Here is a 19,865-nt window from a genome sequence, read left to right as displayed (position 1 = left end):
CTATTTTTCTATAAAGCTAGCCGCAATTAAGGCTTATAAAGTCATATAGGCAGACATCATGCAAACTCCTGCTGCCCCAGCCTCTATACAAAGCTTTTCATTAGAAGTCTTTATTCCACCAATGGCATAAACTGGCATCTTAGCCTCAGTCACAATTTCTCTTAAAAAGTCTAGTCCTCTTCCCTTTAGTCCCTTTTTACAATCAGTTTCAAAGATGTGACCTGCAAAGACGTAGTCAAAGCCCGCCTCATTACAAAGCCTAATATCTTCTAGAGAATGCACGCTAGTACCAATACTATCAAAAAAGGGACGAATAATTTCTAGGTCCTTTATTTTCATAAATTCCCCGAAAGATAAATGAATATTTCTAATGCCAAGGACTTTAGCTGCTTCTATATTATTATGAAGATAAAGACAAGTTTTATTATGAGATTCTTTCCCGTTTGGGGGATTTCCCATTTCAAAAACTAATTCCTTCACCTTTCTTGCAAGTTCTAAATAGTCCTCTTTAGTTAGGTCCTTTTCTCTTAAAATAAGCATATCAGGAGAATCTTTCATATTTATTACATGTCCTATTTGTTCAAAAAAATCTCCTGTGACTAAATGTCTATTAGTTACACAAATTCTTTTATACATAAATGTAATCGTTTAGTACCGGCTGCAAGCCTTCACCTGCCATATCGTCATACATTTGGTCAAAGCTTCTTCTATCTGAAATATCAAACTGCTCATCACCACATTCTTCATTCTCTGATACGGCCTCTTGCTGCAACGCTTTAATACTCTCCTTCTTATCAAAATCGCTAGCCTTGCTTTCTTTTTCTTCCTCTTCCTTGTAAGCCTCGTACTTCTCCTCATGATCTCCAATACCAGTAGACACACCAGCAGAAATCTTTGTAGCACAAATCTTTGCAATACCATCACGGAAGTGTTTCTCTTCTCTTGAAGAAACAGTAATTCCAACGTATGGTAAGAAAATTCTATAGGCACATAGAATCTGGCAAAGCTCAGTTTCATGCACATCAAGAGGGTTAATCTTATCGTTATTAACAATAGGACGAAGTCTTGGACAGGATAGTGAATACTCTACGTGAGGGTATTTTCTAGCTAGGAAATATAGGTGAAGAGCTGAGGCAAGGGCATCTTCTCTAAAGTTTGTTAGACCTAGGAGGGCTGAGAAAGCCACGCCTCTCATGCCACCAAGAATTGCTCTTTCCTGTGCCTGAAATCTATATGGAAAGATTCTTTTATTTCCAAGCAAATGTAGTGTCTCATACTTATCTGGATTATAGGTTTCCTGAAAAACTGTTACGTAATCTGCGCCACACTCATGTAGGTACTTATAATCGTTGACATTTACAGGGTAGATTTCAAGACCCACGTTTTTGAAATATTTTCTTGCAAGCTTACAAGCCTCACCGATATATTTAACATCACTATAAATAGGTGATTCTCCAGTTAAAATAAGGATTTCTTCTATACCTGACTTAGAGATAACTTCCATTTCATGTCGTATTTCTTCAAAAGACATCTTCTTACGCTTAATATCGTTATAACAGTTAAAGCCACAGTAAACGCAGTAGTTATCGCAGTAATTTGCAATATAGAGCGGAGTGAAGAGATAAACAGTGTTGCCAAAATGTTTCGCTGTCTCTATCTTTGCTCTAGCCGCCATCTTTTCAATATGCTTTTTAGCTGCAGGAGAAAGCAATGCCTTAAAGTCTTCTATGCTTGGTGTCTTAGCTGCAAGGGCGCGGTAAACATCTGCATCTGTATAAGAATCCCAATCTATATCCTTTAAGTTTTCTAAGACCTTATCCTGAATATCTGATTCAAGCTGGTCCATGTTTGGTAAGAATTTCATATGATCAATTCTTACTGACTTATTATTTTCTATTTCATGCTTTCTTTTTAGGGCAGCTTCAGATAACTTGTCTGAATCCACTAAAAATTCATTTTCCATTTTTATCCTTCTTTCTTAATTTTAGCTAGTTTGTAATCTAGTCTCTTAAAAATCCTGTTAATGGGTCCATGCTCTCAGACCCTCTTGTTAAGACTCTTCCAAGTCCTGCAAGATAGGCACTTCTTCCGGCCTCGATTGCCATTTTAAAAGCTGTTGCCATCATTGGAATATCCTTAGCTGTTGCAATAGCTGTGTTACACATAATTGCAGAAGCTCCCATTTCCATGGCTGCACAGGCTTCAGATGGCTTACCAATACCCGCATCAACAATGATTGGTAAATCAATTTCGTCAATTAAAATCTGGATAAAATCCTTTGTTGCAAGACCTCTGTTAGAACCAATTGGTGAAGCAAGTGGCATAACTGCGGCTGCGCCTACATTTTCTAATTCTCTTGCAGCATAAAGGTCTGGATACATATATGGAAGTACTACAAAGCCTTCCTTAGCTAGAATCTCAGTAGCCTTGATAGTTTCGTTGTTATCAGGTAGTAGGTATTTAGAATCCTTCATAATCTCTACCTTTACAAAATCTCCACCACCAAGTTCTCTTGATAGATGGGCAATTCTAACGGCTTCACTTGCATCTCTTGCCCCTGATGTATTTGGAAGTAATGTGACATTTTCAGGCACATAATCCATGATATTCTCTGAATCTTTAGTGTTTGCACGTCTAACTGCAAGAGTGATAATCTCAGCTCCTGCATTCTCAACTGCTGCCTTAATTAGCTCAAGGTTATACTTTCCTGAACCTAAGATAAATCGAGAGTTAAACTCTCTTCCGCCTAATACTAATTTGTCCTCTTTATTCAAAATCCTTTCCTCCCTTAAATACCGGTATAAACCCGGTTAAAATCTTCATTTAAAGTGGGACTAATCAGCCCCCACCCATAAATGAAACTACTTCCACAACATCGCCATCTTTTAAAGTTGTCTTATCATAGAATTCTTTTTTAAGAATCTCTAGATTGTATTCAATAACATAGCTGTTATCCTTAAACTCTAGTTCTCTAACAACTTCTAAAAGATTGCGACCAGCCACCTCAAGGCTTTGTCCGTTAATCTTTACCATCTTTTCCTCCCTTTCTTATAGCAACAAAAAAGCATCGCTAAACTAAGAGATAATCTCCTAGTCTAGCGACGCCTGTAATTTCCTCATTCTAGTCAAGGTGGTGTCCCCAATGACTAGTTATTTAATTAGTGTTTGCATCAACTGCAATAATTTGTCAAGACTCGCTCGCGTGTCTTGAGCGCCGGATTCGGGTCTGCTTCAGCAGACAAATTCCTGTCCGAATCCGTGCGCATCCTCGCGGAGCGTTTAACTCAGTCGGAGCTTGTACTCCGACTAAGTTAAAGGGTAACACTTTAAATTAGTGCTGTCAATTCTTTAATTAACATAAACCGCTGAATTTCTCTACATTTTTTGGATGTATCTCATGCTCTCCAATGATTTTTTCCATCCAAACCATGTCATACCATTCATCAAATTTATAACCACTCTGCTTAAACTGGGCATTTATTCTATAGCCCAAGGCCTTGTGAAAATCAATAGAGGCATTAGTTAGATGCTTTGATGGGTGCTTTGTTGCGGCAATGCAGGAATAGAGGTTTTTAATATTCATTTTCTTAAGGCATTCCTCCATCTTTAAGTAAAGCTTAGAGCCTATGCCCTTTCCTCTAATATCTTCCTTTAGATAGATTGTCATCTCTACGCACCAGTCATAAGCTTCCCTTACATTATAGGCGCGGGCATAGCTGTAGCCTACAATCTTTCCATCCATTTCTGCCACAAGGTATGGGTACTTTGCTGTAATAGCAAGAATTCTTTCTTTAAACTCCTCCACACTAGGTATCTGCGTTTCAAAGGTTATCGCAGTATTCTCTACATAATATCCATAAATTTCCAAAAGGTCTTTAGCATCATCAAGCTGGACTTCTCTAATAATAATGTCTTCCATAAATCTCCCTATCTGTAAATTTACATATTTTCATATTTCCTGCACAATCTCACAGCCTGCACAATTAGTGGAATTACCATCAATACCCAAACAATAGGCTCTGTTAAAATAACGCCCCAGTAGCCGCAGATCTTAATAAGCGTAAAGGTAAGAATTACTTTACCCACTAGCTCAATACTACTAGAGATTACAGGAGTAAGCTTATCTCCCAAGCCTTGTAGAGCATTTCTTGTAATTGTAATCATGGCTGTAACCCAGTAAAGTAGGGTATCCACTCTTAAATAAAGACTAGCTGTGTTAATTACTTCCTTATTATCTGAGCTAATTAATATCTTTACAAGAGTTGGAACAATTGTATAGGCAATAATCACAATAAATATACACCATATCCAGCCTAGAAGTATAGCACTTTTTAGGCCTTTTACGATTCTTTTATACTGCTTTGCTCCAAGATTTTGTCCGCAGAAAGTAGCCATAGTTTGACCAAGTACTGTAAACATCATCATGAAAAGCTCTGTAAGTCTTCTTGCTGTTGTATGGGCAAGAATAATATTCTGTCCAAAAGAATTAATAGCGCTTTGCATAGTCACGCTACCTATATTAATAAGAGAGTTCATAAAGCCCATTGAAAGACCTGTGGAAAGTAGCTTATTATCTAGGCTTGACTCCCTTTTAAAATCAATCCTACTAACCCTTAAAATCTCATATTTCTTCACCATATAGAGGGCACAAAGCACCATTGCTATTCCCTGGGAAAGTACAGTTGCTATGGCCGCACCACGTACACCTAGGGGAATTATTTTCATAAAGAAAATGTCAGCACCTATATTAAGCGTTACTGAAAATAGCAAGAAATAAAGTGGTGTTATAGAATCACCAATAGCTCTTAAAAGGGCCGCGCAGACGTTATATAACATAAGTAGTGTCATTCCTAAGAATACTATGAAAATGTAATTATAGGCCTCTGTTAAAAGGTCTGCCGGTGTATTTAATACTATAAGTAAGGGTTTTAAAAATACTAACACTAAAACTGTAAGTACAATAGAAATTGTAATTCCAAGTCTAATGGAACTTGCCACAGTTTTCTTTAAATAGTTAATATCCTTAGCGCCAAAATATTGAGCTGCAATAACAGCAAAGCCATTAGTTAGACCATTTAAAAATCCTACTATCATAGTGTTAATAGAATTAGTTGATCCAACGGCTGCAAGGGGCGATTCTCCTAGCACGTAGCCTATAATCTTAGTATCTACCAAGTTATAAGTCATCTGTAGTAACATACTAAAAAATACAGGTACGGCAAAAGCAATAATAAGCTTAATAATATTGCCCTTTGTTAAGTCTTTCATAAATGTCTCCTAGTTTCTCTTTAATTTTCCTTCATAACAATGAAGTGCTCGCATTAGTTGCGGCTTTGCCGCAGCTCGCACACGAGTAGTGATTTGCTACGCAAATAACTACAAGAAAAAAATGAATGCAAGAAGTAAAAACTTCTTGCATCATAATTAATAATTATTCAATTGAAAGGTATGCATCTAATATCTCTGACACATCATCGAAATCAGAATCTGTAACTACTGCAATCTCTCCATATAGAAGCTTTCTTGCTGCAAGTAACATTCTACTATCTGCTGATTTCATCTTTCTTAAGTCCTTAGCTCTTTCGTTCTTTATATTATATAGAGCTCTTATAAGATGCATTAACTGTAATGTATCTTGTGACTTAACCATTTCGTCATACTGCATTGGTGTAACCTTTTCATTAAGAAGCGGGTCTTTCTTACAATTCTTAGCACGTTCAATTAACTTCTTACATTCAGCCTTTGATATAACGTTTCTCATTGCCACTTTTGTATTCTTAACTGGACAATAGATAATTCCCTTAGCATCATATACAGGCTGAAGGAAATAATAATCACCTTTTACATCTTTAATTGGAGGTGTAGCAATCTGCTCAATCTGGCAAACTCCTACTACGCCATAACATACCTTATCTTCAACTTCAAACATAAAACTTCCTCCAAATCCGGGATATACATAAATCCATAAGTCAACATTATTAAGTATACAACATTTCATAATTTTTTTCAAAAGAAAATTATGTTTGCCCTATCTTCTATTTAACATATTAAGTAAGAGCCAAGAAAAAAGCGTAAAGAAAAGCATCTAGCCTAACAATAATAAAAAGGCACCTCTCATAACGAGAGATGCCTTACTTCCGAACTATTTAATTTAGCATTTCTTAAATCTACTAATTATTGTTAAATTAGAATAAATTAACGCTGCCAGCGATATTGCCATTAGCTACATAGTAGCAAGCATTATCTTCAGGCTTAAGATATAACTTAAGGTCGCTTGCAGAAATGTTCTGCTCCTTAAGGTCATCTAAAACTCTCTTCTCAAGAGTATCGAAATCTACCTGCTGATTTAAGTACTGAACAAATAATTCCTTCTTAACAGTTTTCTTTGCAGCTGAAGTAGACTTTGTAGCTGTCTTAGCTGTTGTTGTCTTTGTGCTAGATGCTGTCTTCTTAGCTGTAGTCTTCTTTGTAGTAGATGCCTTAGTAGCTGTCTTCTTTGTTGCGGCTGCCTTAATCTCCTTTGGCTCTACCTTAACGTCTGCTGTCTTTGTTCCAAAAACACTACTAACCTGTACTGTGCTTGTTGTTGCCATGTTTTCTACCTCCTCAATAAATTAACATGCTAAAAATTTCTTTATAGATTCAACTGCCTGTGATTCATCATCACCCTCAGCCGAAATAACAACTTCAATTCCTGGCTTTAATCCAAAAGCCATAATACCCATAAGACTCTTAGCGTTAATACTCTTACCCTCACTAATGATTTCAATGTGACTGTTAAATGCACATGCTGCCTGAACTAATTCTGCAATTGGATTCTTGTGCATCTTATCAATGTCGCCGACTAAAACGTTTTCTTTCATGTCAAACTCCACCTAACTTTCAAAAATTTAAAAAATTCCAAATACGACTATACTCTAAACTCCTAATTTAGTCAACTATCGTTTCGATAATATTATAATCTTTGTAACATACGTCAAATGATAGATAGAATTCTTTGTCTTTATTGGTATTTTTTATTAAGATAATTTATTTTATCAAAATATAAAAATATAATAATACTAATTATTTGATAAATCAAGTATCAAATATATATTATGTCTCTTTTTTACAAAAGATTTTTGCGAAATATTTTTCAAATATTTATTTAATCATTTAATTTTGACTTAAATTCGCGTATATAATCAGCGGAAACTTTACAATCATAAGCAGACTCATCTAAAAGCTTAATAAAATGAGAACCTACAATTGCACCATCAATAGTATCAACTAAGCTTTCAACATCTTCATAAGTTCTAATTCCAAAGCCCATCATTACTGGAATCTTGCTGACTGCTTTTACATTTTCCAAATACTCTCTAATCTCCTTATGGAAATTAGCTCCATTACCAGTAACTCCCATCTGGGAAACGCAATAAACAAATCCTCTTGCATTTTCCAAAATCATTGGAATTCTTTGTTTTGAAACTGGTGCTACAAGTTGAATTAAAATTGGGGCATTGTCGTATTTTGACAATTCATTTTTTAGCTCATCCTGCTCTTCAAAAGGTAAATCTGGAATAATAAGTCCATCAACTCCTGACTCAATGCAAGCCTTAACAAAATTCTCTACACCAAGATGATATACGTGATTGTAATACATCATAAAAAGAATAGCCTGCTCAACACCTTCTGCTCTAATTTCCTTCATCATCTCAAAAGTCTTTGCAAGAGTTGCGCCGTTATTAATTGCTCTAAAGGAAGCATCCTGAATTACAGGACCGTCAGCTACTGGATCTGAAAATGGAATGCCAAGTTCAATTACATCACAGCCCGCTTCCATACTAGTCTTTATGATTTCCTTTGTCTTCTCGTAATTTGGAAGTCCAGCTGTAATATATGTTATAAAAGCCTTTTCATTTCTTTCCTCTAAAGTCTTCATTCTAGTTTCAATTCTATTCATAATACACTCTCCTTTTACTACACAAACTAATTACTTATTAGTCTCTTCACCTCTAATATATTTCTGAATTGTATTAATATCCTTATCACCACGACCTGAAAGGCACATAACAATAATCTGATCTTCCTTCATTTCCTTAGCCATCTTAATTACGTGAGCAAGGGCATGAGCACTTTCAATAGCAGGTAAAATACCCTCTAACTCATTTAATTCCATTAAGGCTTCCATACATTCCTTATCTGTAATAGAAACGTATTCAACTCTGCCGCTATCTCTTAAATAGGCATGTTCTGGACCAACACCTGGATAATCAAGACCTGCGGATATAGAATGTGCTAAGTCAATGTTTCCATTTTCATCCTGAAGTAAATAAGTTCTCATACCATGGAGAGTTCCCATCTTTCCAAGGGCCATAGCAGAAGCATGCTTACCTGTTTCAATACCAAGGCCACCTGCCTCAACGCCTACTAACTTAACGTCCTTTTCTTCAATGAAATCAGCAAACATACCAATAGAGTTAGAACCACCACCAACGCAGGCAACTACTGCATCTGGAAGTCTACCTTCCTGCTCTAGGATCTGTTTTTTAGCTTCTACTGAAATTACCTTCTGGAATTCCTTAACCATCTTAGGATATGGGTATGGACCTACAGCTGAGCCAATAATGTAAAATGTATCTTCAGCATTTTTAGCCCAAGATCTAATAGCCTCGTTTGTAGCATCCTTTAAGGTTCTGCTGCCAGTCTTAACCGCCTCAACCTTAGCTCCTAAAAGCTCCATTCTAAACACATTAAGGGACTGACGCTTAATGTCCTCTTCGCCCATGTAAACTGTACATTCCATGTTAAAAAGTGCTGCACCTGTAGCTGTTGCAACACCATGCTGACCTGCACCAGTCTCAGCAATAATCTTTGTCTTACCCATTCTCTTTGCAAGTAAAATCTGACCGATTACATTGTTAATCTTATGAGCCCCTGTGTGGTTTAAATCTTCTCTTTTAAGATAAATCTTTGCGCCATATTTCTTAGATAATCTCTCTGCCTTATAAAGAGGTGTTTCTCTACCCACATACTGCTTTAAATAGTAATTATATTCCTCTATAAACTTTGGGTCAGCAATTGCTTCCTCAAAAGCCTTAGATAACTCATCAAGAGTATTCATAAGGGACTCTGAAACATATTGACCGCCAAATTTTCCATAATACTTTTCTTCCTTCATTTTCCTACCTTACCTTTCTTGCATTTTCAATAAAAGCTACTAGCTTCTCCTCACATTTACCTACTATACTTGCGTCATCAAACTCAACGCCTGAACTTACATCTACTACATCCGGATTTAGAGTCTTTATAGCTAGTGCCACATTATCCTTATTTAGTCCACCAGCTAAAAAAACCTTCTTTCTTTTGATGTCCATTTTTTTCAAACTGTTCCAATCAAAAGTCTTCCCACTACCAGGAATGCCTGCGTCAAAAAGAATTGCAAAAATCTTATCCTCATTTTCTAACTCTTGCACTTCTTTTACTATCTTTTCATCTGCCACTTTTAGGTTAAGAGCCCTAATTATTGGAAGTCTTATATTTTCTAAAAGCTCTTTATCTAAATCCCCATGAATCTGAATATAATCAAAGCCAACTTCCTCAATAATCTCTACTTGCTCTTGGCTAGGACTAACTACCACCGCAACAGTATTTATACCCGCCTCCTTTAGTGGCTTAATTAAGGTCCTTGCCTTGTCTTTGAAAATGTTTCTCTTACTCTTCTCAAAAAACATAACCATACCAGCATAATCGGCCTTTTCTCTTATAACTAAAGAGACATCCTTAATAGATGTTAGGCCACAGATTTTAACTTTAGTCTTAGCATCCTTATTAATCTCTATAAGACTCATAAACCTCCTTAAAATCCTTGATTAAGGCCTTTGGAGACTCAGCCTCCATAAGCACTGTTCCAATTAAGAGAGCATTAGCCTTTGACTTAGAAAGGGTTACAACATCTTCTGACTTTAAAACGCCACTTTCTGATACAAGCAAAACTCCCTCTTCTCTTAAACTTGCTGGAATCATATCTGAAAGCTTCTTAGTTGTATTAAGATCAATTGTAAAATCCCATAGGTTGCGGTTATTAATACCAATGATCTTAACACCAAGACCTAGCATTCTCTCCATCTCTTTCTCATCGTGAACCTCGCAAAGACAATCAAGTTCAAGGCTTGTAGCAAGCTCATATAGGCTCTTTAACTCCTCATCCTTTAGAATTGCTGCAATAAGTAATATGGCATCAGCACCAATTACCTTAGCCTCGTAAACCTGATAAGGATCAATAATAAAATCCTTTCTAATAATTGGAAGCTTAGTCATTTCTCTAATCTGCATTAGATAATCAACACTTCCATTAAAATGATCTTCCTCCGTTAAACAAGAAATAGCATCAGCACTTTCGCTATAGTCCTTAATTCTTGACTCTAGGCTAATCTTGTTATCCATCTTTCCGTGGCTTGGAGAGGCCTTTTTAAACTCTCCAATAATAGATAGACCCGGCTTTGCAAGGGCCTCATAAAAGCTAATAGACTGTCTTGTAGACTTAAGGGCCTTTTCTTTCATTTCCTCTAAAGATACATTTTCCTTAGCCTGAACTAATCTAATCTTTTTGTCCTTAACTATATCATCTAATATCATAGTGCCTTCGCCTCCTCTAAAAAGTTTTCAATCATCTTCTTTCCGTAATCTGTATAGATAGATTCTGGATGAAACTGCAAACCATAAATTGGATAATCTCTATGTTTAATGGCCATAATCTCGTTATCATTAGTTCTTGCAATTACCTCTAGCTCCTCTGGCATTGTCTCCTCTAGGATTGCAAGGGAGTGATATCTTGCCACATTAATTGGTGATTTAAGACCTGCGAATATATTTTCTGACTTAAAATCTATCTTAGACTGCTTGCCATGCATAATGCTTTTAGCAAAACTTACAGTGGCACCAAAGGCCTCACCAATGGACTGATGTCCAAGGCATATTCCAAGGATTGGCTTCTTGCCTGCAAAATACTTAATCGCCTCAATACAAATTCCCGCTTCCTTTGGGCTTTTAGGACCAGGGCTTACAATAATTGCGCTAGGGTCAAGCTCCTCGATTTCCTTTATAGTAATTTTGTCGTTTCTTACAACCTTAATGTCGCTATTAAAAATTCCAATAAACTGATAGAGGTTATAAGTAAATGAATCGTAGTTATCAATTAAAAGAATCATTGTAATTTCTCCTCCTCCACTAATGTTTTGGCAAGGGCCATAACCTTATTCTGGCACTCCTTATATTCAAGCTCTGGCACTGAATCCGCAACGATTCCAGCTCCTGCCTGAAGATAAACCTTGTCACCCTTTTTAATCATGGTTCTAATGGTTATGCAAAAATTCATATTGCCGCCAAAATCCATGTAACCAGTTGCGCCACCGTAGAGGCCTCGTCTTACATTTTCAAGCTCATCAATAATCTCCATGGCACGTATCTTTGGAGCACCTGAGAGAGTTCCTGCAGGAAGAAATGAAGAAATCAAATCAAGTGGATGATATTCTTTATTTTTCTTACCCTCAACCAAGGAAACGATGTGCATTACGTGAGAATATCTTTGAATATTCATAAACTGTGTCACCTTAACTGAACCAATCTGGCTAACTCTACCCATGTCGTTTCTTGCAAGGTCCACAAGCATAACGTGCTCTGCTCTTTCCTTTTCGTCAGCTAAGAGCTCTTTTTCTAGTCTTAAATCATCTTCCCTGGTCTTACCGCGCTTTCTAGTGCCTGCGATTGGACATGTGAAAATGTTATTATCTGTCTGCTTTACAATCATCTCCGGAGAACTACCAATGATTTCAAAGTCCCCGAAATTGTAGTAATAAAGGTATGGCGAAGGATTTACTTTTCTAAGTCTTTCATAGAGGTTAAAACCTGACTGACCAGTTTTAATAGTCCATCTTTGAGAAAGTACAGTTTGGAAAATGTGTCCCTTCTTTATGTAGTCCTTAATCTTAAGAACTTTATTAGTGTAGTCCTCAAGGCTATCACTTTTATTAATAATCTCTCCATCAAGTACAGTATCGATTTCCTCTTCACTGTAACTTGCTGCTCCTTCACGAGCTTTCTTAATCATGTCGTTGGCTTCTTTTAGGGCACGTTCCTTACCATCTGCGCTATCCTCATCTAGGCAAACTGCTGTAAGAGTTTCAGCTACGTGATCAATTGCAATGAACTTAGTTACTAACATAAGCTGGATAGTTTCAATGCCAATCTCATCTGGATTCTCATCCGGCAAATCCTCGCTATATCTAATATAGTCATAACCAAAGCTACCTACTAAACCCCCGATAAATTCGATTTCTCCTAAGTCTTTTTTTACTTCAAATTCATCTAGATATTCCTTTAGAAGCTCTCTTGGATTACCTGTTTTTTCTAATTTAGTTCCATTAGCTTTTGTAATAATTAGACCTGTCTTTGTGGAGCTAATAACTTCCTCAGGATCAGCTCCCATGAAAGTATAGCGACCATTTTCCTTATCGTTACTTTCAAGCAAAAAGCCCTTAGTTCCATCCTTAGTTAGTCCCTTAAAAAGACCAATGGCTGTTTCATCAACAATACTTACACTCTTTTTGTAGGCTCTTAAAACTCTCTTCATACTTCCTCCTTCTGAGTTAAAAAAGTCCCTGATAAATGCGCTAACATCTACCAGGGACGAATTATCGTGGTGCCACCCTTGTTCTAGATCTAATTTAAAACTTAAGTCTCTAGCATAGCTTTTTTGCTAACTTTTGTTTTAAAAAAAGGTGGTAATCCTAAACTAGGATTAGCCACCTGTTAAATCTACTCATTTCAGATACATATTATATCCTTCCCCTGTAACGTGAGGACACGTCTTTTGCTACTTGTCGCAACTACGTAGTAGTTGTGACCACGAAGTGCATCTAATGCGTGATGTTCCACCTTGTCGCAATTACGAAGTAATTGTGACAATTTTCGCAAAAGCATCTCCCAGACCCATTCACTATATGCTCACACACCAAAATCTCAGCAATCTTTGGCTCTCTGTAATGCAGCTTCTATAGCTACTCTTTCTGTTCATCGACTTTATTTAGTATTAAGTTGAAAATATAGTATCACTCATTATCACTTTAGTCAAGTAAAACTTGAACGCAGTGTAAGCAATCCCCCGCTTCAAAAGCGTAAGCTTTAAGCGGGGGTATAAAGCTTACTAGTGTCAGAAGGGGTTAAAACCCCTTCTGACAGGTGGCACAAAGTGCCACTGCGTTCATGAGGAAGTAGCGAAGCGGATTCCGAATGTCCGCTTTACACTTTTACGCTTTAATGAAAGAAAAAGCTTTACCATCTATCAAAGAATTTTTTATCTATACATAGCTCTTTCGCCACCAATATACTTTGGACGTGTTCTTGCACAAACTACATGAGCATTGCCAATTGTGTTAGTCTTTGTTCTAACTGGCACTGCTACTGACTTTAAGTGCATTCCAATTAAAGTATCACCGATATCCATACCAAGCTCTGCTTTTACAGTTTCTACCATGACTGCATTTTCCATATGCTTGTAAGCTGCTGTAGCCCAAGAACCACCGGCCTTTAGCTGAGGTACTACGGCTACGATTTCAAGATTATGAGCCTTAGCATATGCCTTCTCCACTACAAGAGCTCTGTTTAAATGTTCGCAACACTGTGCTGCAAGCTTTAACTTGTGAGCCTTACAGCACTCGCTAATTGTGCTATAAAGGGCTTCGCCAATTTCCTCACTTGAAAATGTACCTAGCTTATGAGCTGCAACTTCGCTTGAAGAACAACCAACAATGAGTAAATCTCCTTCTTCAGGCTGTGCCTGTGCTATTAAGTCTTCTAGGATTTCCTTTGCCTCTGTTTGAATCTTTGCGATTTCTGTGAATTTTTCGTTTGATATTCCTGCTGCCATTTTTATATTAAGAGCTATCGCCCATCCTCCTTTTACTAAATTAGTCATAGACTTATAACTTGTATATTATCACAATGTAGAAAAAATACAAAATACTACTTTCACTTTTATTTTATTAGTAGTACAATGAAATTAGCAAAAAAGTCGGAACTACTTAATGGATGGGAACGTTAACCTATTACTTGTCAGGGGCTAGAGGGGAGGACTCGTAGTCGGAAAACTAAAAGGGGGCATCTTTTATGAGAAGTCTGAAAGCTCTTCCATTTATCGGCTTAATAGCAATAATTGCTAAATTTGCTGTAAAAATATTAGCAGGAGTAATTATGCTTGGGATTGTTTACAGTTTTGCGACAAAAGATTTTACTGCTATTAACTATGTACTCTCACCTGAGAGCCCAGTTGTTAAGCTTTACAAAGAAATCTATGATAAAATTCCAGATATCATAGTCGCTATTAAAACGACTTTACAATTTTCTGTCATAACATTACCGTAGATATGACAGGCATCAGATAAGCCAATGGCTTTTATCTGCTGTTAAATTAGCATAATTAAAGGGAATCCACTAGGGATTCCCTTTTTCATTTATAGAATATCTGTTAAATCTTCAAATTTCTCGATTTTATAATTGTATTCATCTACATTTCCAAAACCGTAGCTTGCAAAGATAAAGTCAATTCCTGCATCTACTGCAGACTGCTTATCTCCTTGTGTATCGCCGATGTAGACAGGATTTTTAAGATTATTTCTCTTAATTAAAATCTTGTTTGTCTCACCCTTTGTAACAAAGGTTCTGCCCCAACATTCTGTATCTTTAAATAGATAAGCTAATTTATGAGCCTTTAAAAAAGCCTCAATATAGCCATCCTGGCAGTTACTAACGATATAAATGGGATATTCTTTACTAAGCTCCTTTAAGGTCTCTTCTAACTTAGGATAAAGTACGCCACCTACCTCTTCTAGATATTCATTTTCAAAAAGGCAAAGCTCATCCATAAGGGCGTTTCTAACAGCTTCCTCTTCCTTTGGGAAAAGCATGGCAGCGATTGTGTACATTGTCTTTCCCATGCAATCTGTTAAATCCTCCTCAACAATTGGCTCTCGCTTAATTTCAGGGTGCTTTCCTAAAATGATATTCCAAGCCTCCACAATTGGCTTAGTGGAATTCCACATTGTTCCATCTAGGTCAAAAATTAGACCGTCATATTTCTTATTCATTTCCATTACTATCTTCCTTTAATACTTCCTCTAATTGATCAAGGATTACTCCTAATTGCTGTTCCTGAGTGATATCATAGCAAATTGAGAAACAGTCTCTTGCAAGGGCTAATTCGTTGTCTTGCATCATAAGCTCTCCGACTCTGTAAATAATACCGATAGTCTTTGAGTCTGGGCCTGGTTCTACATTTTCCTCAGTAAAGACCTTCTGAATTCGTCTAATGTCGATGTCAGGTGTCTTCTTTTCAAGGGCCTCTTCAATATACTTAAGCTCAGAATCTGCGTTGTCTGTGTGATAGTAGACGTTGGAATACTGATAAGCATCCCTTGCAATTTCAGGCTTGTAGCTTGAAAGGTAGTAATAGGCAATATTTCTATAATATCTAGCCATAGTTGCTCTAGTGCAGCAATATCTATAGGCCTGCTTTGTTACCTCAAGGAATCTATTAAGCATGTTCTGATACTTGTAGCTCTCTGCTAAACCAAGATAAGAATCAAGGTCTACTGGGTTCCAGCTAAGGGCCTTTTTATAAGCATCTTCTGCTGCCTTATATTTACCCATGTTCTGGCAGAGCTCACCAAAGGTTCTGTAATACTCCCCTACTGGAAGGTCAAGAGTCTTAACCTCAGCGTCTGGCTCAAAGTAAACCTCATATAAATAATATTCCATAACATGATTAAGGCTCATGTAAATTTCTTCCTTGCTATCCTTAGTAAGTTCTACAACTGCATCAGAATTAACCTTTGCAGCTCTTCTCTCATCTAAGCTTTCTTCAATTGTCTTTAGTAATTTATCAAGCATTTCGTATGCTTTTTCATAATCTCCTGAATCAAGTATTTCCTTATAGCCCTTAAATTCAGTCTTTATGTTAGTTAATTTCTCTAGATTCATAATTTACCTTTCCAAATCCTAATTAGTTTTGTCTGATCTATTAATATCATCTATTTTATTATTGTTGCTTTTATCAAGCTTAGGAGTAATAATTATTCCCTTCTTAAAAGGCTTATACTCTCCCACTAAGATTGCAACGCTTCGAGGGGCAAGTAAAACTGTTCTCTTCTCCTCATTAATTGTAGCAGTCTCTTTCTTTGTGGCAGAACACATAACAATCTTCCAGCCCTCTTTAGAGTCAATCTTTGGAAGGGCAAGCTCGTGCTCCTCCCAGTGCATATTATAAGCTATATAAATAAGCTCATTAACGCCTTCTTCACCGTGAGCTGCTGAATACATCATGCCCACCTGTCTAATGAAATTATCTGTTGGTGTAAACCAAGCATTGTTGCCATGATATGACAAATCTGGGAATCCAATAGATAATCTGTCTGTTTGACTAAGTGGATTTTCCTGATGTAGGATTGCATATTTTTTTCTAAAATCTATTAAAGTTTTAGTCCAATCAAAAATCTTCTTAGCAGTTGAAGTTTCCTTCCAAGTAAGCCAAGAAACCTCACTATCTACGCAGTATGGGTTATTATTACCCTCCTGGCTATTGGCAAATTCATCTCCGGCCAAAATAAGTGGAGTGCCCGCAGATAAAATCACCATAGTGAGGGCATTTTTAATCTGCTTAAGTCTAAGATCAATTATTTTACGCTTCTTTGTAGGACCCTCTTCGCCGCAGTTCCAGCTATAGTTAAAGTTCTCACCATCTCTGTTGTTCTCGCCATTAAGTTCGTTGTGCTTTCTATCATAACTTACTAAATCTGTTAATGTAAAGCCGTTGTTATTAGTGATGTAATTAATAACCGCGCTATTTGTTGGATTGTTCTTTGTAACATTTATAAAACTCTGAAGCTGATTCTCATCACCTTTAAGTAACTGTCTAACCACATTCTGGAAATCATTATTATAATTTGCCATGTGCTTATAAGTGCCTTTATTGCCCTCCCAAAATACTGTTAGTACCTTAGTTTTTGAAAGCATTGGGTCTGAAGCAATAGCTTTTAAAATGGTTTCCTCTCCGTATACGTGAACGCCATCTATATGATACTCATTCACCCAATATCTTACGCAGTCAAGGCATAAGCTTACGCTTTCCTTTACAAAAAACATTTCCATAACCACTTCAATTCCTGCTTTGTGGGCCTCTTTTACAAGGTCCTTAAATTCAGAACTGTAGCCTTTTTTGTAGTCCTTTCCTGCAACGCGAGAGGAAAAACTTGCTTTAGGCGCAAAGTAAAAACCTCTAGTATAGCCCCAGAAGTTAACTGCGCTTGATTTCTCACCATTAATGAAACGAGTATCCACCCCGTATCTTGAAAGAATGGAATCTTCCTTTAACTGATAAAAACGTCCAATTTCATCAAATTCATAAGCTGGCATAAGCTCAATAGTTGTAATTCCTAAATCCTTAAGATAAGGGAGTTTCTCTATGATACCTCTAAAGGTTCCCTTTTCCTTAACCTTAGAAGTCTTAGACTTTGTATATCCTCTGACATTTAACTTATAAAAAATACTGTCCTTATAGTCTAAATCAAGAGGTCTATCCCCTTCCCAATCATATTCTGGAAGACAGATTGGTGAGATATAGACATCCTCTCTTGATTTCTTACCAAAGCAGCCACAATCTGTGATTTCCTTGGCATAAGGATCTATGAAAATGTGTTTATCTATTTCATAAGCATAGAAATAGCTAGATAGGTCTATTCCTGAAATTGCCATGGAATAGACGTCGCCAAATCGCATATCCTCTTCAAATTTAATCTTATACTTAGGGTGCTTTTTCTTCTCGCTAAATAATAATAAAGTCACATTAGATGATGCATTTGCAAAAGAAAAATTGTAAACGCCATCTATTAAATTCGCCCCCATGATTGTTGGATTTCCGCTTCTTACCTGCATTTCCTACTCCTATCCTAGCTTTCTATTTAGTCAAGACTCGCTCGCGAGTCTTGCGCCGGATTCGGGTCTGCTACTGCAGACAAATTCCTGTCCGAATCCGTGCGCATCCTCGCGGAGCATTTAACTCAGTCGGAGCTTCTACCCCGACTGAGTATAGTTTGTCATAACCCCACCTACACTAACGCTTAGAGGTGGGGGATTTATCCGACTGAGTTAAACTCTATCCCTATATAATCCCTGCATTGTCTTCTTATCAAGCTTGTAAAAACGCATGATAAACAAGGTTACACACCAGCCAATAATTGGAATCACGCAGTAAAAGAAAACTGTCATGTACTTTAATTGCGGTGTCAATGCATCCTCGACCTGTGGGAAAACTTTCCCAAAGCCTATAAACGACAAGCACAAACCCACAAATGCTGTGGCCAGTGCTGAAAAAGTCTTATCAACAAATGAAAAAAGTGCTCCCATAATTCCAGGCACAAAATAACCACTTATACAATACTCGTAATCAGTACAATCTGCAATCATTGGAACTACTATGTTGTTAGATATAGATTTTACACCATTAAGTAGCATGAATACAAGTAAAAACAAAATAGTGATTAGATTTATGTGACTTAGGGAAACCTTAGTTAAATCCGTAAATAGCATCATAAACATTAAAATTAATTGAAAAAATATAGCCAAATAGGTAGATAAAATAAGTGCCTTCTTCTGTCCATTTCTCTTGGCATAGTTAATTCCAAGATAGATAATTGCTAGGTTTGGAAAGCCTATAATAATACCAATGATACCTGCAAGGGCATAGTTTTGCATAAGTATTCCGTAAAACATAACTAGCACCGTAGCATTTCCATAAACCATCTGAGCAAATTTATTAGAAGCCGCAGCGATTACAAGCATTCTAATAGGTTTATTATGCTTTAAAATGTTAAAATAATCCTTAAAGCGTATCTTTGGCCTTTCTTCCTTATTCTCTAGCCTAAAATACTTTATATTATCCTTTTCCCAGATTCCAATAACTGCTAAAAGTGAGCAAACTCCTGCCACTAAAACTACTGTAATTACAAACTCTAGATAGAGATCTTTATTAGTAAAGCTCTCATACTTTCCAATTAAGTAAACAGATACGTAAAATGCTACTAGACCGTGGGCTAACATTATAAAGGTAGAGTCAAAAAAAGTTATAAAGGGGCGCTGTGCCGGGTCATTAGTAATTACCGACTGTCCTGACTTTACAACGGCGGTCTGAAAAGTGTAGCCAATGATATAAACTGAATAAACCAAGATAAAGTAAATTGGCTTTAATACATTTGCAACTAAATCCGTAGTGAAAAAAAGCACTAGAGAACTTAGGGCCATTAAGACATAGCCCAGTATTATATAAGGCCTGAATTTACCATACTTTCCATTGGTTTTATCAATAAAGTAGCCAATAAAGGGGTCTGTTACCCCATCAAAAACTCTCATACCTGTTAAAATAAAGGAAATAAGCACTACTCCAAGGCCTGCGATTCCATTTGCATAATAAGAAACATAGCCCATCATGGCTAGGAAGAGGTTTGTGGAGGTGTTATTTAGGCTAAAAAGGGCAATCTGCCACATCTTTGCTTTATTTGATTCTATTGTATTTAAATTTTTATTTGATTCTTTATCAAAATTCTCATCCATAATCTTTTCTCTCATTGTATTTTTTGCTCATATTCTATAAACATTTTTTTCTAATTATATTATAATATATTTGACATATTTTAACGAGTAAAAAAATATATGAATCGGCTTGAATAAAAAGCCCTGTTCATGTAATATAAACACCTAGGTTTACTTTATGCGATTTACTTTGTTTAATTAGGTTGCTAATTGTAAAACCTTTAAGCTGGGAAATGTTTACTTAAAGG

At 36.6% G+C, this 19,865-nt stretch carries 21 protein-coding genes and 1 other annotated feature; of the genes, 1 reads left to right on the top strand and 20 read right to left on the bottom strand.

All coding sequences use genetic code 11. From position 1 onward, the window contains the following. Positions 1 to 33 precede the first annotated feature (33 nt). The 16 genes from BLQ66_RS03385 to BLQ66_RS03310 form a co-directional block, all read right to left on the bottom strand. Complete coding sequence (locus BLQ66_RS03385; RefSeq protein WP_074520916.1) at positions 34 to 636, bottom strand: thiamine phosphate synthase; 603 nt, start codon at positions 634 to 636, stop codon at positions 34 to 36. Beyond that, positions 629 to 1,963 (bottom strand): 2-iminoacetate synthase ThiH, encoded by a 1,335-nt coding sequence (thiH, locus tag BLQ66_RS03380; RefSeq protein ID WP_074520915.1) that lies wholly within the window; start codon positions 1,961 to 1,963, stop codon positions 629 to 631. Before thiH ends, BLQ66_RS03385 begins: the two co-directional genes overlap by 8 nt. 37 nt (positions 1,964 to 2,000) lie before the next feature. Continuing rightward, entirely contained in the window at positions 2,001 to 2,774 is a 774-nt protein-coding gene (locus BLQ66_RS03375) for a thiazole synthase (protein WP_074520914.1), read from the bottom strand. A gap of 64 nt (positions 2,775 to 2,838) precedes the next feature. Continuing rightward, positions 2,839 to 3,033 carry a sulfur carrier protein ThiS gene (thiS, locus tag BLQ66_RS03370; RefSeq protein WP_074520913.1) on the bottom strand — a complete coding sequence of 65 codons (195 nt, stop codon included), beginning with the start codon at positions 3,031 to 3,033 and terminating at the stop codon, positions 2,839 to 2,841. A gap of 319 nt (positions 3,034 to 3,352) precedes the next feature. Continuing rightward, complete coding sequence (locus BLQ66_RS03365) at positions 3,353 to 3,919, bottom strand: GNAT family N-acetyltransferase (RefSeq protein ID WP_074520912.1); 567 nt, start codon at positions 3,917 to 3,919, stop codon at positions 3,353 to 3,355. Between the two features lie 20 nt (positions 3,920 to 3,939). Continuing rightward, positions 3,940 to 5,268, bottom strand: a complete 1,329-nt coding sequence (locus BLQ66_RS03360; RefSeq protein ID WP_074520911.1) for an MATE family efflux transporter — start codon at positions 5,266 to 5,268, stop codon at positions 3,940 to 3,942. 163 nt (positions 5,269 to 5,431) lie between these two features. After that, positions 5,432 to 5,929 (bottom strand): CarD family transcriptional regulator, encoded by a 498-nt coding sequence (locus BLQ66_RS03355; RefSeq protein ID WP_027430429.1) that lies wholly within the window; start codon positions 5,927 to 5,929, stop codon positions 5,432 to 5,434. A gap of 256 nt (positions 5,930 to 6,185) precedes the next feature. Then, positions 6,186 to 6,593 carry a DUF6465 family protein gene (locus tag BLQ66_RS03350; RefSeq protein WP_051195314.1) on the bottom strand — a complete coding sequence of 136 codons (408 nt, stop codon included), beginning with the start codon at positions 6,591 to 6,593 and terminating at the stop codon, positions 6,186 to 6,188. Positions 6,594 to 6,614: 21 nt separating this feature from the next. Next, on the bottom strand, positions 6,615 to 6,863 hold the full coding sequence (locus BLQ66_RS03345) for an HPr family phosphocarrier protein (protein WP_074520910.1): 249 nt from the start codon (positions 6,861 to 6,863) through the stop codon (positions 6,615 to 6,617). 284 nt (positions 6,864 to 7,147) lie between these two features. Beyond that, entirely contained in the window at positions 7,148 to 7,942 is a 795-nt protein-coding gene (gene trpA / locus BLQ66_RS03340; RefSeq protein ID WP_074520909.1) for a tryptophan synthase subunit alpha, read from the bottom strand. 30 nt (positions 7,943 to 7,972) lie between these two features. Continuing rightward, on the bottom strand, positions 7,973 to 9,160 hold the full coding sequence (trpB, locus tag BLQ66_RS03335; protein WP_074520908.1) for a tryptophan synthase subunit beta: 1,188 nt from the start codon (positions 9,158 to 9,160) through the stop codon (positions 7,973 to 7,975). Between the two features lie 4 nt (positions 9,161 to 9,164). Next, entirely contained in the window at positions 9,165 to 9,830 is a 666-nt protein-coding gene (locus tag BLQ66_RS03330) for a phosphoribosylanthranilate isomerase (protein ID WP_074520907.1), read from the bottom strand. Next, positions 9,811 to 10,617, bottom strand: coding sequence for an indole-3-glycerol phosphate synthase TrpC (gene trpC, locus BLQ66_RS03325; protein ID WP_074520906.1), 807 nt, complete (start codon positions 10,615 to 10,617; stop codon positions 9,811 to 9,813). The genes BLQ66_RS03330 and trpC overlap by 20 nt, the downstream gene beginning before the upstream one ends. Next, positions 10,614 to 11,189, bottom strand: coding sequence for an anthranilate synthase component II (locus BLQ66_RS03320; protein WP_074520905.1), 576 nt, complete (start codon positions 11,187 to 11,189; stop codon positions 10,614 to 10,616). The genes trpC and BLQ66_RS03320 overlap by 4 nt, the downstream gene beginning before the upstream one ends. After that, entirely contained in the window at positions 11,186 to 12,610 is a 1,425-nt protein-coding gene (gene trpE / locus BLQ66_RS03315) for an anthranilate synthase component I (RefSeq protein WP_074520904.1), read from the bottom strand. Before trpE ends, BLQ66_RS03320 begins: the two co-directional genes overlap by 4 nt. A gap of 49 nt (positions 12,611 to 12,659) precedes the next feature. Further along, positions 12,660 to 13,063, bottom strand: a binding site (T-box leader). A 270-nt stretch (positions 13,064 to 13,333) separates the two neighbouring features. Further along, on the bottom strand, positions 13,334 to 13,906 hold the full coding sequence (locus BLQ66_RS03310) for a TIGR01440 family protein (RefSeq protein WP_034245156.1): 573 nt from the start codon (positions 13,904 to 13,906) through the stop codon (positions 13,334 to 13,336). 239 nt (positions 13,907 to 14,145) lie between these two features. Here BLQ66_RS03310 and BLQ66_RS03305 point away from each other — a divergent pair, with 239 nt between their 5' ends. After that, positions 14,146 to 14,400, top strand: coding sequence for a hypothetical protein (locus BLQ66_RS03305; protein ID WP_027430420.1), 255 nt, complete (start codon positions 14,146 to 14,148; stop codon positions 14,398 to 14,400). Positions 14,401 to 14,489: 89 nt separating this feature from the next. Here BLQ66_RS03305 and BLQ66_RS03300 read toward each other — a convergent pair whose 3' ends face one another. The 4 genes from BLQ66_RS03300 to BLQ66_RS03285 form a co-directional block, all read right to left on the bottom strand. Then, positions 14,490 to 15,122, bottom strand: a complete 633-nt coding sequence (locus tag BLQ66_RS03300; protein ID WP_242869314.1) for an HAD family hydrolase — start codon at positions 15,120 to 15,122, stop codon at positions 14,490 to 14,492. Next, the gene (locus BLQ66_RS03295; RefSeq protein WP_074520902.1) at positions 15,115 to 16,014 is read right to left on the bottom strand and encodes a tetratricopeptide repeat protein; all 900 of its coding nucleotides are present in this window, start codon (positions 16,012 to 16,014) and stop codon (positions 15,115 to 15,117) included. Before BLQ66_RS03295 ends, BLQ66_RS03300 begins: the two co-directional genes overlap by 8 nt. A gap of 18 nt (positions 16,015 to 16,032) precedes the next feature. Beyond that, positions 16,033 to 17,964, bottom strand: coding sequence for an alpha-amylase family glycosyl hydrolase (locus BLQ66_RS03290; RefSeq protein WP_074520901.1), 1,932 nt, complete (start codon positions 17,962 to 17,964; stop codon positions 16,033 to 16,035). A 213-nt stretch (positions 17,965 to 18,177) separates the two neighbouring features. Then, the gene (locus BLQ66_RS03285; protein ID WP_074520900.1) at positions 18,178 to 19,638 is read right to left on the bottom strand and encodes an MFS transporter; all 1,461 of its coding nucleotides are present in this window, start codon (positions 19,636 to 19,638) and stop codon (positions 18,178 to 18,180) included. Positions 19,639 to 19,865: the final 227 nt, after the last annotated feature.

The organism is Lachnospira pectinoschiza (assembly GCF_900103815.1).
In the GTDB taxonomy this organism is placed as follows: Bacteria; Bacillota; Clostridia; order Lachnospirales; family Lachnospiraceae; genus Lachnospira; species Lachnospira pectinoschiza_B.
The sequence above is the reverse complement of the archived record's forward strand: the minus strand, read 5'-3'. Positions and strand labels throughout refer to the sequence as shown.